Raw genomic sequence first — 13879 nt, 5'->3', positions numbered from 1 at the left:
AGCATGTTCCAGCGTTGCACCGCCAGCGCGTCCTGGTGCAGTTCCTTGTAGCTGGTCGCACTCCACAGGTCGGCGGCTACGCCGTAGCTTTCGAGCATCTGCACGGCTTCCTGGGCCGCGCCCATCGCCGGGCCGCTCGCCAGCAACTGCGCCCGCAGGTTTGCGCCCTGCAGTTCGCTGCGCTGGAAACGGTACAGGCCCTTCATGATGCCGTCGGCCACCTCGCTGTGGGGGCGGTCGGCGGGCATGGGGGGCTGCACTTCGTTCTCGTTGTCGATGGTGACGTAGTAGAACTCGTTGATGCCGTCCACGTACATGCGCTTGATGCCCTGCTCGAAAATCACCGCCAGTTCGTAGGCGAAGGCCGGGTCGTAGGTCTTCATGCTGGGCACGACGTAGCCCTGAAGGTGGCTGTTGCCGTCCTGGTGCTGGAGGCCCTCGCCCGCCAGCGTGGTGCGGCCCGCCGTCGCGCCGAGCAGGAAGCCGCGTGCCAGCATGTCACCCGCCGCCCACACCATGTCACCGATGCGCTGCATCCCGAACATGGAGTAGTACACATAGAAGGGAATGGTGGGGATGCCGTGGACGTAGTAGCTCGTGCCCGCCGCCATCCACGACGCCATCGCGCCCGCCTCGGTGATGCCTTCTTCGAGCATCTGCCCGTCCTGGGCTTCCTTGTAGTACATCAGCGTGCCGCTGTCCACGGGCGTGTAGGTCTGCCCGCGTGGGCTGTAGATGCCGATGCGCGGCACGAGCGCGTCCATGCCGAAGGTGCGGGCCTCGTCGGGCACGATGGGCACGATGTATTTGCCGATTTCCTTGTCGCGCAGCAGCTTGGACATGATGTTGACCGCCGCCATGGTGGTGCTGACCTTGCGTTCGCCGCTGCCCTTGGCAAATTCCTCGTAGAACTCGCCTTCGGGCAGGGTGGGGTGGGGGTAGTCCACCACGCGCTGGGGCACGAACCCGCCCAGTTTCTCGCGGCGTTCGAGCAGGTACTTCACTTCGGGGCTGTCCGGCGCGGGGCGGTAGAACTCCAGATGCTCCACCTGTTCGTCGTTCAGCGGCAGTTCGAGCAGGTCACGCAATTGCTTGAGGTTGGTGAAATCGAGCTTCTTGACCTGGTGCGCCACGTTGCGGGCCTGCGCCGTCTCGCCGAGGCCGTAGCCCTTGACGGTGCGGGCGATGATGACGGTGGGGCTGCCCTGGTGGTCGAAGGCGGCTTTGTACGCGGCGTACACCTTGTGGATGTCGTGCCCGCCCCGGTTGAGCAGTTCGAGGTCGGCGTCCGACCAGCCTTCAATCAGCGCCGTGAGCTCGGGAGTGTTGAAGAACTTCTCGCGCAGTTCCTTGCCGCCGAAAGCCGCGTAGCGCTGGGACTCGCCGTCTACCAGCAGCTCGAAGCGTTTGACGATCAGGCCGTTGTAATCCTTTTGCAGCAGTTCGTCCCACTTGCTGTCCCAGATGACCTTGATGACGTTCCAGTTGGCACCCCGGAAAAACGCCTCGAAGTCCTGAATCACTTTGGAGTTGGCCCGCACCGGCCCGTCGAGGCGCTGCAGGTTGGCGTTCAGCACGAAAATCAGGTTGTCGAGGTTTTCGTAGGCGGCAAAGCGGATGGCCCCCACCGATTCGGGTTCGTCCATCTCGCCGTCGCCCAGGAAGGCCCAGACCTTGGCGTTGCTGGGTTTTTTCAGGCCCCGGTTTTCCAGATACTTGATGAAGCGGGCCTGATAGATGGCCTGCATCGGCCCCAGGCCCATGCTGACCGTCGAAAATTCCCAGTAGTCGGGCATCAGGTAGGCGTGCGGGTAGCTGCTGAGGCCGGGCGTGCCCTGCAACTCGCGGCGATAGTTGTTCATCCGCTGCTCGTCGAAGCGGCCCTCCAGGAAGCTGCGGGCGTAGATGCCGGGGGCACTGTGGCCCTGGAAGAACACCAGGTCGCGCTCACCGTCCGCGCCGTGGCCCCGGAAAAAGTGGTTGAAGCCGACTTCGAGCAGTTCGGCGGCGCTGGCGTAGGTGGAGAGGTGCCCGCCGATGCCGTCGCTGTTCTTGTTGGCCTTGACGACCATCGCCGCTGCGTTCCAGCGGTTGATGTTGCGGATCTTGCGCTCAAGTTCGGCGTCGCCGGGATACTCGGGCTGATCCTCGGTGGAGATGGTATTGATGTAGGGCGTGGCCTGCTTGAACTCGATAGGTGCGCCGTGGAAATAGGCGTAGTGGTCGAGGTCTTCGAGCAGTTCAGCGGCCCGTTTGTGCCCGGCATTGGCAAAAACGTAGGCCAGCGAGTCGAGCCATTCCTGGGTTTCGACCTGATTGAGTTTCTCGCGTTCCTGCGCGGGCAGGTCGGCACGCGGCGGACGTGCGGGAGGTTGCGGGGTCATGGTGGGCAGTCTACGCCCGGCCATTCGCCCAATCCAACATGAAAGTGTCAGGCGACTGACCAACCGAGTTGGTCAAAGACAGAACTGGCACAGCCGGACGCAACAAAGTAGCGCTCTTTTCCCGGTATGCCCAGTTCCAATTGCGCCACCCGCGTCTGTCCTGTTCAACGCTGAACACGGTTCAAGGTTTCTCCAATCTTTTTCGCCCCAGCCGGGGCCGGGTCAGGGGGTATGCTGGCCGTTGCGTCACCGGGGGTGCTGGCCCAAAACGGGCCGGCTGAGAGAGTCCCCAGGAACCTGAACTGGTTAAGACCAGCGGAGGGAGTGTGACGGGGCCGCGCCTGCGTGTGTGCGGCTCCCCACCTTTCCCTGGACGCAAAGGGGAAAGTGAAATGCGTAAAGTGATTGTTGCTGTCAGTGCCGGACTGCTGCTCGGCGCAGCCCAGGCCCAGAAGACCACCCCGACCCTCACGGTCATCACCCACGATTCGTTCGACGTGGACAAGAAACTGGTGGCCCAGTTCGAGTCCCAGAATGGCGTCAAGGTGCGCTTCGTGAAGGGGGGCGATGCGGGCGAACTGCTGAACCGCCTGGTGCTGACCCGCCGCGCTCCGCTGGCCGACGTGGTGTACGGCCTGGACAACTCGCTGCTGGCCCGCGCCCGCCAGATGGACCTGCTGCAAGCCTACAAATCGCCGCTGCTGGCGAAGGTGCCCGCCGCCTACCGCCTCGACGAAGCGGGCTACCTCAACACGGTGGATTACGGCTACGTCGCGCTGAACTATGACCGCGCCTACTTCCAGAAAGCGGGACTGAAGCTGCCCACGTCGCTCGACGACCTGAAAAAGCCCGAATACGCCCGCCTGACCGTGGTGTCCAGCCCCGCGACTTCCTCGCCCGGTCTGGCGTTCCTGCTGGCGACGGTGGGGCACTACGGCGAGGCAGGCGCGTGGCAGTGGTGGAAGGCGGCCCGCGCAGGCGGCCTGAAGGTGGTGCGCGGCTGGAACGACGCCTACTACAAGGACTTTACCCGTAACGGCGGAAAATATCCCATCGTGCTGAGCTATGCCAGCAGCCCCGCCGCCGAAGTGTTCTATGCCGACGGCTACGACCCGGCCAAATTGCCCGCGCAGGCCCCCACCGCCAACCTGCTGCTGCCCGGTTCGACCTGGCTGCAACTGGAGGGTGTGGGCATCCTGAAGGGCGCCAAGCAGCCCGCGCTCGCCAAGAAGTTCGTGGATTTCATGCTCAGTCCCGGCGTGCAGGCCGACATTCCCACCCGCATGTGGATCTACCCGGCGGTGAGCGGCACCAAGCTTGACCCGGTGTTCAAATTTGCCGAGCAGCCCAAGCCCGCGCCCGTGAAGGCCAGTGTGACCGCCAACCCGCAGCGGCTGGTGGACGCCTGGGTCACGAACGTGCTGCGCGCCCGCTGATACGGCTTCGGGAAATGGTTTGGGCATCCAAACTGTTTTTCCGAGCAGATCGAAGCCGCGCAGTCCCGTATGACCTGGGAAAGATAGGCGGGGCAGGACAATGACTTGCGAGCAGGGCAGGGGAAAGGTAAGGTGGACTGGAATTCGCAACAAGTCGGTGAGGTCTGTCCATCCGCTCCTTTCCTGTGTCCGGAGGTCACCATGTCCCGTCTGTCCCGTTCGGTTTTTCCGCGTGCTTTCCTGCTGGGGCTGCCCCTGCTGGCGGGTTGCACCTACACCACGTCTTCGGGGTCTGCTCCGGCAGCAGTACAGACTTTCACCGAGGGCGCTGGGCCATTACAACTCAGCTACCAGACGCCCAGTGCCCAGCGTGGCGCGGCCCTGGCGGTGGCCTGTGCGGGCTGCCACGGACCGGGCGGCGTGAGTACGCGGGCGGGCACGCCGGGGCTGGCAGGACAGGTGGCGAGTTACAGCCGCCTGCAACTCACGGCCTTCCGTGCCAAGCTGCGGCCCAGCGGGGTGATGCACGCGGTGGCTGCCCCCCTGAGCGACCAGAACATTGCCGACCTCGCTGCCCACTACGCCGCGCTCGAACCCGGCCCGGCCTGGAAGGTGGACCCCGAAGCCCGCGCCCGGGGCATGCGGCTGTTTACGCAGGGCGACGCCGCCCGCAATCTGCTGGCCTGCCAGGTCTGTCACGGGGCCGATGGACGCGGGGTGGACCGCAACGGCGTGGCGAGCGTAACCCACCTGTCGCCCGAGTACGGCGCAGAGATTCTGGAAGAATTTCATGCCGCGCCCAGCTTCGGCGGCCTCATCTGGCCCGAGGCGATGCGGATAGCCGTGCAACCTCTGAGCGACCAGGAGATGAAAGACCTGGCGGCTTACATGGCGAGTCTCGGTTCGCCCTGAAGCCCCGCACAGCGGGGAGAAAGAGCGAAGGGCAGAGCGGCGAGGGAACCGTCCCTCCACACTCTGCCCTCCCCCTTCTGCGTCTTTACACTTCGGCGTCGGGCGACACCACGCCCTCAGTCATCCAGCCGGTTTTCTTGCGCTGGTGCATCAGGCCGTAGGCGCGGAGCCACTCGGCTTCGGTGAGGTCTTGTAGCGTGCGGCCCGCGTACAACTCCTGCAACACCTCCACCATCACCCCGACTTCGTGGTCGCTGTAGGCCTCGACGCCCAGCCGCTCGTGGACGATTTGCGGGTCGAGTTCGGGCGAGATGGGGGTGGCGCTCATGCCTGGGCCTCGGCCTGCTCGGGTTTTTCCGCCTTCTCGGGCACCTCGCAGCGGTAGAGCTTGACGCTGCGGCCCCGCAGGGTGGTTTCGGCCCCGGCTTCCACCTTTTCCTCGGCGTGGTCGTCGGCGGTGTCGAGCATCAGTTCCCACTCGCCGCAGCCGCCGAGGTCGGGCATCTTGAAGGGCAGGTCCACATAAGAACTGCTCAGCAGCAGCAGCAGGTGGTCGTCCTTCAGGGGGCGGCCCTCGGCGTCCACGTCGTCCAGGCCGTCGCCCGCCAGGAACATGCCCAGCGACTGGGTCTGGGGGTTGTTCCAGTCGGCATCGGTCATCTCGGCCCCGTCGAAGCGCAGCCACACGATGTCGCGCACTTCCTCGCCGCGAATGTTGCGCCCGGAAAAGAACTTGCGGCGGTGCAGGCTGGGGTGGGCCTTGCGGATGGCAATCACCTTGCGGGTAAAGGCCAGCAGGTCTTCGTCCACCTTGTCCCAGTTGTACCAACTGATTTCGTTGTCCTGGCAGTAGGCGTTGTTGTTGCCGCCCTGGGTGCGCCCGAACTCGTCGCCGCCCAGAATCATCGGCGTGCCCTGGCCCAGCAGCAGCGTCGCCAGGAAATTCCGCATCTGCTGACCGCGCAGTTTGTTGATTTCGGGGTCGTCGGTTTCGCCCTCTACGCCACAGTTCCAGGTGATGTTGTGGTTGTGCCCGTCGTTGTTGCCCTCACCGTTGGCCTCGTTGTGCTTGCCCTCGTAGGTCACCGAGTCGCGCAGGGTAAAGCCGTCGTGGGCGGTCACGAAGTTGATGGAAGCGTACGGCTTGCGCCCGTTGAACTGGTACAGGTCGGAACTGCCCGTGATGCGGTAGCCGATTTCGGAGGCCAGCCCGCCCTCGCCCTTCCAGAACGAGCGCATGTCGTCGCGGTAGATGCCGTTCCACTCGGCCCAGTTGACCGGGAAGTTGCCGACCTGATAGCCGCCCTCGCCCACGTCCCAGGGCTCGGCAATCAGCTTGACCTGAGAAATGATGGGGTCTTGGTGGATGATGGTGAAAAAGCCCGAAAGCTGGTCGACTTCGTGCAGGCCGCGTGCCAGCGTGGAGGCGAGGTCGAAGCGGAAGCCGTCCACGTGCATTTCGGTCACCCAGTAGCGCAGGCTGTCCATGATGAGTTGCAGCGTCTGTGGGTGGCGCACGTTGAGGCTGTTGCCCGTGCCCGTGTAGTCGAAGTAAAAGCGCGGATTGTCGGCCACCAGGCGGTAATAAGTGGGGTTGTCGATGCCCTTGAAGCTCATGGTCGGCCCCATGTGGTTGCCTTCGGCGGTGTGGTTGTACACCACGTCCAGAATGACCTCTATGCCCGCGTCGTGCAGCGCCCGCACCATGTTCTTGAACTCGGCCACCGCGCCCGCCGGGTTGCCGCGCCGCGCCTCGGCGGAGTAGCGCACGTCCGGCGCGAAGAAGTTGAGGGTCGAGTAGCCCCAGTAGTTGGTCAGCCCCTTGTCGAGCAAAAAGGGGTCGTCCACATGCTGATGCACGGGCAGAAACTCGATGGCGGTGATCCCCAGTTCACGCAGGTAGTCCAGAATCGCCGGGGTCGCCACGCCCGCGTAGGTGCCGCGCAGGTCTTCGGGCACGTCGGGGTGCGTCATGCTCAGGCCCTTGACGTGGGCCTCGTAAATCACCGACTGGTGAAAGGGAATGTTGGGCTTGGTGTCGCCCACCCAGTTGAACATGGGGTCAATGACCAGACCCAGCGGTGCGCCCTTCTGGTCCTCGGTCTGCATCTCGGTGTCTTCGCCGCCGGGCACGTAGCCGAACACGCCCTCGTCGAACTTCTCGGTGCCGTCCAAGGCTTTGGCATAGGGGTCGAGCAGCACCACGTTGGGGTTGAAGCGCAGGCCTTTTTCGGGGGCGTACTCGCCATGCACGCGGTAGCCGTAGCGCTGGCCCGGCTGCACACCCGTCAGGTAGCCGTGCCACACGAAGGCGGTCTGCTCGCGCAGGGGGATACGGGTTTCGGTGCCGTCGGCGTCGAACAGGCAAAGCTCGACGCCGCTGGCGTTTTCGGAGTACAGGGCAAAATTGGTACCTTTGCCGTCCCAGGTGGCTCCCAGGGGATAGGGAGAACCGGGACGCAGGCGCCGGGAAGGGTCGGAATGGGGCATAAGCAGAAATCTCCTCGGTACGAAAAACAGGCCCGGAAAGAGCGGGGAGTCAGAAAAGGGAGGCGGTGACTCGCGTATTCGTCGTCACCGCCTCCACATTGCTGGAAACGTTACCAAATTGCCGAAGGGAGAGGAATGGTCTGGCTTACGGTTGCTGTGCTGTGGGCCACGCCTTGCCGCAGCTCTCAGGGTTCAAACGAATCCTGGAAGGCGTAGCGGTCGCCGCGCACCCAGTAGTTGGCGTAGCTGGCCCGCTTGTTGTCGCTGTAGGTGGTGCGCCGCAGCAAGAAGGCCGCCGTGCCCAGCGGCACCCGCAGCAGGTCGGCTTCTTCCTGGCGCAGGTTGACCGCTTCGAGGTTCTGCTCGACGCGCTGAAGGGGCAGGCCCAGGCTGACCATCGTTTCGTGGATGCTCTCGACGGCGAGGTTGCGCTCCAGCAGCTCGGGCACCATCTTGGCGTTGATGTAGCGCTTTTCGATGACCAGCGCTTCGTCACCCGCCGTGCGCAGACGGTGAACGAAAATCACGGGGTCGCCCGCCTCGATTTGCAGAATGATGGCGATTTCGGGCGTGGCCTCGATTTGCATGGCCCGCAGCACCGTGGTGCGGTGATCGGGGTGGCGTGCCCACTCCTTGAAAGGCCGTACCCGGAAAACCCCTTGCCGAAAGCGTTTGCCTGTAGGAAAAGTCCCGGCCCCCTGCACCCGGTAGACATACCCCTCGCGCTCCAGTTCGTCTATGGCGCGGCGGGCGGTCATGCGCGAAACCTCGAACTCGCGGGCGAGTTGCGGCTCACTGGGCAGAGGCAGTCCTTCGGGGTAGTGGCCCCCCAACAAACGGTCTTTCAGTGTGGTTTTAATCAGCGGGTACTTCGCCATAGCGTGCCTCCAGGCGCTCCGCCAACGTGCGGAAGCTGTACTTAATACTAGAGTCAGACCCCACGTCACACAAGGCTGCCTAGAATTTCACTCACCTCACAAGGGCATAAACATACATACTGGAAAGACCACTTCTCCGACAGAAGAATCGCGCCTGGGACCGTCAATTTTGACATGCATAGGGGCGCCTCATGTGCTGCCCAAGCGAGAAAGGGCAAGTTTATGCAATCACCCTGTATCGGGTCACTGCCTGGGGGACGGTGACCTTCCAGAAGGAAAGATTTCGAGGGGATATTCGGGCGAGTTCAGCCCCCGATATGAGACATCTCCACCTTGACGCGCTCGGCGTTTCCGGCCTCGCTGCGTTCCTCGCTGTAGCGGTCACGCCGTCCCTGCCAGATGGCCTGAATTCGCCCGCGCAGGTCGGCGTCGCTGGCCCCGGCCCGCAGTGGCCCGCGCAGGTCGTGGCCCTGTCCGGCAAACAGACAGGTGTACAGCACCCCCACCGCCGAGAGCCGCGCCCGCGTGCAGTCGCCGCAAAACGGAGCCGTGACCGACGAAATCAGGCCCAGTTCGTGCCCGTCGCTGTCCCGGTAGCGGGTCGCCACCTCGCCGCGCTGGGCCGGGGCCAGGGGCGTCAGCGGGTCACCCTCCGCCAGCCGCGCCAGCACCTCGCCCGACGGCAGCACGCTGTCCATGTTCCAGCCGTTGTGGTTGCCCACGTCCATAAATTCGATAAACCGCACCGGGCCAAACTCGCGCAGCCCGCGCCACAGTTCGGTCAGGTGGGCGTCGTTGACCCCGCGCTTGACTACCGTGTTGATTTTGACCCCCAGGCCCGCCCGCAGCGCCGCCTCGATGCCGTCCAGCACCTTCTGCGGCGACACGCCCAGCCCGTTCATCTGCCCGAACACCTGCGGGTCGAGGCTGTCGAGGCTGACGGTCACTCGCGCTAAGCCCGCCGCCTTCAGGTCGCCCGCCAGCCGGGGGAGCAGCAGGCCGTTGGTGGTCATGGCGAGGTCGCGCACGCCCGCGATGCCTGCCAGCCGCGAAATCAGGTCGGGCAGGTCGCGGCGCAGGGTGGGTTCGCCGCCCGTGATGCGGAGCTTGTCCACGCCCAGACCCACAAATATTCGCGCCAGCCGCTCGATTTCCTCGAAGGACAGCAGTTCGGCGCGGGGCAAGAAAGCGTGGTCGGGGCCGAACACTTCGGCGGGCATGCAGTACGTGCAGCGCAGGTTGCAGCGGTCCGTCACGCTCAGGCGCAGGTCACGGAGGGGGCGGCCCCACTGGTCGAGCAGCATCCGCACACCATAGCGGCTGCGGCTTGCGCCCGAGGTAGGAAAGGGCAGAATTCAGCCGTTCACGATCTCGCCGCCGTTGACATGCATGACCTGTCCGGTCACATACGAACTGTCTTCGCTGGCGAGGTAGACGTAGGCGGGCGCGACTTCGGCAGGCTGTCCGGGGCGTTCCATCGGGACTTTGACGCCGTGGTCACCGACCTTCTCGGCGCTGAAGGTGGACGGAATCAGCGGCGTCCAGATGGGGCCGGGGGCCACCGCGTTGACCCGAATCCCCTTTTCGGCGAGGTTGGCGCTGAGGCTGCGGGTGAAAGCGACCTGTGCGCCCTTGGTGCTGGCATAGTCGAGCAGACCGCCGCTGCCCCGGTAGGCCGTGACCGAGGTGGTGTTGATGATGCAGGCCCCCCGCGACAGGTGTGGCAGCGCCGCCTGGGTCAGGTAAAACATGCCGAAGACGTTGGTGCGGAACGTCTGTTCGAGTTGTTCGGGCGTGATGTCCAGCAGGTCGTCTTTCGGGTGCTGCTCGGCGGCGTTGTTGACCAGGATGTCCAGCCGCCCCAGCTTCTTGACCGTGTCCTTGACCGCCTTTTTGCAGGTTTTGGGCAGGCCCACGTCGCCACTCAGGGCCAGGGCGCGGCGGCCCTCGGCCTCGATGAGTTGCACGGTGGCGGCGGCGTCCTCGTGTTCGTCGAGGTAAATGAAGGCCACGTCCGCCCCCTCACGGGCGAAATGCACGGCTACGGCCCGGCCTATGCCCGAATCGCCCCCCGAAATCAGGGCTACCTTGCCCGCCAGTTTGCCGCTGCCCCGGTAGCCCTCCCGAATCACGATGGGCGCGGGCATCATGCGGTGTTCGTGGCCGGGTTGCCGCCGCTGCTGCTGGGCGGGCACGCTCTGGGGCCACTCGCCCGCCCGGGCCGCCCCGACCTCGGCGTTTTGTCGGTCGGCTTTTTTCGTCTTGGCCTTCTTGCTGGACTTGCCTGTCATGGAGTCACTGTGTCACGTCTCAGACGCGGCACGCTTCGGGTCGGCTTCAGCAGAACTTTCGGCTTGGGCCGCCGCCCGCGCCGCCCGCTTGACGCGGTACATCGCCTGATCCGCCTCGCGCCAGAGGTGGTCGGGGTGATGCTCGGTCCCCGCTTCTACCGTCACCACGCCCACCGACGCCGCAATCTGTGCGGTCGCCGCGTCCAGCATCATGGGCTGGCCCAGGGCCGTTCGCACCCGCTCGGCCAGCGCCTCGGCTTCGGCGGTTGAGCCGCGCCACAGCACCGTGAATTCGTCGCCCCCCAGCCGCGCTATGAACGATTTGGGGGGCAAGGCGGCCCGCAACCGGTTGGCGACCCAGCGCAGCGCCTCGTCTCCGGCGGCGTGCCCAAGTTGGTCGTTGATGGGTTTGAAGCCGTCCAGGTCGAGATAAAGCAGCACAAAAGGTTCGCGCACTGGGGGGGGCAGGGCACCCGCCAGCTCATCTTCAAAGGCGGTGCGGTTGTTCAGTCCGGTCAGCGCGTCGTGCAGCGCCTGATACCGAAGTTGATGGGTGCGCCCGAGCAGCTCGGTTTGCAGCTCGTCACCCTCCCAAAAGGATACCGCCTGCCGCAGCATGACCACCGCGAACAGCGCCACCGACCACAGTTCGGCCTGTTTGCCTTGCAGCCAGGGCCAGGAGGGGGCCTTGACCAGCAGGACACAACTGACCACCATCGCCAGGTAGGGCACGGCCCGCAACATCCGGTCTTGCCTGCGGGTGGCGAGTTGTTCGGTGGTTTCTTGCGGCAGTTCCCAGGCCCGCGTATGCCACGCCCACACGATGCCGATCCCCTGAAACACGGTTCCCCAGGTCCACAGGGCGTCCAGAGGCGTTCCGGCAACGTATTGTTCGCGCACTTCCAGGTTGAGGTAGAGCAGGTCGGCCACGACGAAGCCCACCACGCCCACCCCAAAAAGACTGAGCGGCAGGCTAAAGCGGCGGCGCAGGGTCAGCAGGGTGAGCGTGAGCAGCAAGAGGTCGAGGCCCACATAGGTCAGATTCAGCGCCGCCTGTAGCCACGAATCGGGTGACGCCAGGGCGTCGGCCAGAAAGGCAATCCAGGCCAGTTCGCCCACCAGCACCACCACCACCAGACTGTCGAGCAGCGCCCCCCAGGCTTCGGCAGACCAGCCCCGCAGGCCGTGAAACCGCAGCAGGGTCGCTGCGATTCCCAGATAGAACAGAAAGTACAGCGGGTCCGCCACCGAAATTTCCGGAGTGCTGCGGCCCGGCAGGTCGTACTGAAGCATCCACAGTTCGGCGAGCAGCAGCGCCCCCATGCCCAGCGCGTACCAGCCCAGCCCGCCGTTGCCGCTGCGCTTTTCCTGCCGCCAGCCGCTGAGGGCCAGCAGGGTGGTGCTGGCGATGCAGGCGGCGTACAGCACGTCGACCGTCAGCAGCGAGCGGCCTGCTCCGCCTCCCGTGACCACGGCCAGATGCAGCGCCGCCAGCAGCAAAGACAGCAGGGCCAGAGCGGTCTGCTTGGGGTCTTTGGGCCAGGCACTCATGGTTGACCCGCGTTCATGACGAGAGCGATGGACTCCCTGGTCGGGCGAACAAGGAGCTCGGCAGCAGTCCGGCGACGCCATACAGCCCGTCCCCGACGCCACAGGTGGGCAGGGTGACAGGCAGCGCGGACGTTCTCACGGGCGCAAGCTTAGCCAAAAAAGGCCCTTCTTTTCTAAGCAATACAGACATGTCTTGGGGGTGCTGTTTTCAGGACTTGGGGGCATAAAAGAGCCAGCCGCCACAGCTGGGATGGGGCGACTGGTTGCCGGGGCGTGACCTTTGCCAGAAGTTCAGCGCAACTTGGGGTCGATCAGGCTGTTGGTGTAGAAGTTCTCGGCCTGACTGCCTGCGGGCAGTTTGCCCTGCCGGACGAGGGCGGCGACGGCCTTTTTCCAGTTGGCGGGGTCGTTGGCGCCCAGGCCGCGCTGCGTGGTGAGGCTGCTGGTCATCAGCGGCACACTGGCCTTGAGGATGTCCAGGCTGCCGCCCCCTTTCCCGAAGACGGGCTGCGCCACCTTGAACGCCTGGGCCGGGTTGGTCACTGTGAATTTCAGCCCGCGCTGGCTGGCCCTGACCACCTTGCGGGCCAGGTCAGTCTTCAGGGTCTTGTCCTGGGTCATCAGACCGACGCCGACCATCGGGTAGGCCGCGAACAGGTTCAGGGTGTAGACCTTCTTGCCGCTGGAGCGCAACGTCACCACGTCGTTGTTGAGGTAGCCCGTCGCCGCGCTCACCCGGCCCGACTGCACCGCTTCCTGCTGGGTAAAACCGATGGTCGCCAGTCGCACGTCGCGGCCTTCTTTCAGGCCCGATTGTTCCAGGTACGCCTGAACCGCGTGGTAGCTGCTGCCGAACGGTCCCGGAATGCCCACCGTCTTGCCCCTCAGTCCCGCCGCGCTGAGGGGTTGCAGGCCGAAGAGGGTCACGGGGCTTTTCTGGTACATCGCCATGACGTAGCGCACGGGCGCCCCCTGGTTGCGGGCAAAGATGGCGTCTTCGGGGTCGCCCACCACAAAGTCGAGTTTGCCCTGCAGCAGCAGCGGCATCAGTTCGGAAACATAGCCGTGCTGAAACTTGACCTGCACGCCTTCCGCCGCGTAATAACCCAGCTTGTCGGCGACATAAAAAGGCGTGAATTGCACGTTGGGCACATACCCTAGCCCGATGGTGACGGTGCGGGGCGCGGCCTGGGCTGACGCGGACAGCACGCCGAGCAGGGTCAGGGCGGCGAAAAAGCGTTTCATGCCGCCGAGTATAGGCAGGCGCACGGCCTGCGGCTTGCCACCCCGCATTCATGTGGATGGGATACACTCTGGTTTGCGCTCGGCCCGCCAGAGGGAAGCGCACGAGTAAGGGCCAGCCCGCACAGCCGGGGGCCAGGGAGCAAAGACATGACGAACGGCGACGAGCAGAAGATGGGCCAGATCGAAGGCCAGAACGAAACCACTGAAGTGAGCGGGCACACCCAGGAACAGACCCCCGCCGAATTGCGCGACGTGCTGCCGCAACTGGCAGGCGAACTGGACGAAGACGAAGTGATGGACGCCGAGGAAGAAGGTCTGACGGCGGCGCGTCTGGTGGACGAAAGCGGCGAAGAGTACGAAGAAGAATTCATTGACGCCGACGACCTGCTGGGTCTGCTGAACGAAATGAAGGAAATGCTCGAAGCGCAGAGCAAGGAAATTCGTGGCCTGCGCCGCGAGATGCGCGAACTGCGCGAAAGCCAGAGCCAGGGCGGCGGCTTCCGTGGTGGTGACCGTGGTGGTCAGGGCGGCTTCCGTCCCCGTGATGACCGTGGCGAGCGCAGCTTCGGCGGCGACCGTGGTGGCTTCCGTCCCCGCGATGACCGTGGCGAGCGCCGCGTCGGAGGCGACCGTGCCCGTGACGGCCCCCCCGCTCAGCCAGGCGAGGGCCGCACCCGCGCCGCCGGGGAGCG

At 64.9% G+C, this 13879-nt stretch carries 10 protein-coding genes, 1 pseudogene and 1 riboswitch; of the genes and pseudogenes, 3 read left to right on the top strand and 8 right to left on the bottom strand.

Annotated features, from left to right (window positions below; all coding sequences use genetic code 11):
* A partial coding sequence (gene aceE, locus Q4C89_RS08705) for a pyruvate dehydrogenase (acetyl-transferring), homodimeric type (RefSeq protein ID WP_303102215.1) occupies positions 1 to 2384 on the bottom strand: 2384 nt, incomplete at its 3' end.
* A gap of 241 nt (positions 2385 to 2625) precedes the next feature.
* A riboswitch (TPP riboswitch) is annotated at positions 2626 to 2726 on the top strand.
* A gap of 50 nt (positions 2727 to 2776) precedes the next feature.
* On the opposite strand from aceE, the gene Q4C89_RS08700 reads away from it, so the two are divergent.
* Together Q4C89_RS08700 and Q4C89_RS08695 are read left to right on the top strand one after the other, a co-directional pair.
* On the top strand, positions 2777 to 3820 hold the full coding sequence (locus tag Q4C89_RS08700; RefSeq protein WP_303102214.1) for a thiamine ABC transporter substrate-binding protein: 1044 nt from the start codon (positions 2777 to 2779) through the stop codon (positions 3818 to 3820).
* 201 nt (positions 3821 to 4021) lie between these two features.
* Positions 4022 to 4732, top strand: coding sequence for a cytochrome c4 (locus Q4C89_RS08695; RefSeq protein ID WP_303102213.1), 711 nt, complete (start codon positions 4022 to 4024; stop codon positions 4730 to 4732).
* 85 nt (positions 4733 to 4817) lie between these two features.
* Here Q4C89_RS08695 and Q4C89_RS08690 read toward each other — a convergent pair whose 3' ends face one another.
* The 7 genes from Q4C89_RS08690 to Q4C89_RS08660 form a co-directional block, all read right to left on the bottom strand.
* Positions 4818 to 5060, bottom strand: coding sequence for a hypothetical protein (locus Q4C89_RS08690; protein WP_303102212.1), 243 nt, complete (start codon positions 5058 to 5060; stop codon positions 4818 to 4820).
* Positions 5057 to 7222, bottom strand: coding sequence for a glycogen debranching protein GlgX (gene glgX, locus Q4C89_RS08685; protein ID WP_303102211.1), 2166 nt, complete (start codon positions 7220 to 7222; stop codon positions 5057 to 5059). Before glgX ends, Q4C89_RS08690 begins: the two co-directional genes overlap by 4 nt.
* A gap of 185 nt (positions 7223 to 7407) precedes the next feature.
* Positions 7408 to 8100, bottom strand: a complete 693-nt coding sequence (locus tag Q4C89_RS08680) for a GntR family transcriptional regulator (RefSeq protein WP_303102210.1) — start codon at positions 8098 to 8100, stop codon at positions 7408 to 7410.
* 305 nt (positions 8101 to 8405) lie between these two features.
* Positions 8406 to 9404 carry a GTP 3',8-cyclase MoaA gene (gene moaA, locus Q4C89_RS08675; RefSeq protein ID WP_303102209.1) on the bottom strand — a complete coding sequence of 333 codons (999 nt, stop codon included), beginning with the start codon at positions 9402 to 9404 and terminating at the stop codon, positions 8406 to 8408.
* 51 nt (positions 9405 to 9455) lie between these two features.
* Positions 9456 to 10391, bottom strand: coding sequence for an SDR family oxidoreductase (locus Q4C89_RS08670; protein ID WP_303102208.1), 936 nt, complete (start codon positions 10389 to 10391; stop codon positions 9456 to 9458).
* A gap of 12 nt (positions 10392 to 10403) precedes the next feature.
* Positions 10404 to 11942 (bottom strand): GGDEF domain-containing protein, encoded by a 1539-nt coding sequence (locus tag Q4C89_RS08665; protein ID WP_303102207.1) that lies wholly within the window; start codon positions 11940 to 11942, stop codon positions 10404 to 10406.
* Between the two features lie 291 nt (positions 11943 to 12233).
* Positions 12234 to 13187, bottom strand: coding sequence for an ABC transporter substrate-binding protein (locus tag Q4C89_RS08660; RefSeq protein ID WP_303102206.1), 954 nt, complete (start codon positions 13185 to 13187; stop codon positions 12234 to 12236).
* Between the two features lie 147 nt (positions 13188 to 13334).
* Here Q4C89_RS08660 and Q4C89_RS08655 point away from each other — a divergent pair.
* Positions 13335 to 13879: pseudogene (locus tag Q4C89_RS08655) on the top strand (hypothetical protein); the annotation flags it as partial.

Origin of the sequence: Deinococcus sp., from assembly GCF_030523985.1 — a bacterium.
In the GTDB taxonomy this organism is placed as follows: Bacteria; Deinococcota; Deinococci; order Deinococcales; family Deinococcaceae; genus Deinococcus.
This window is presented reverse-complemented; position numbering and strand designations above follow the sequence as displayed.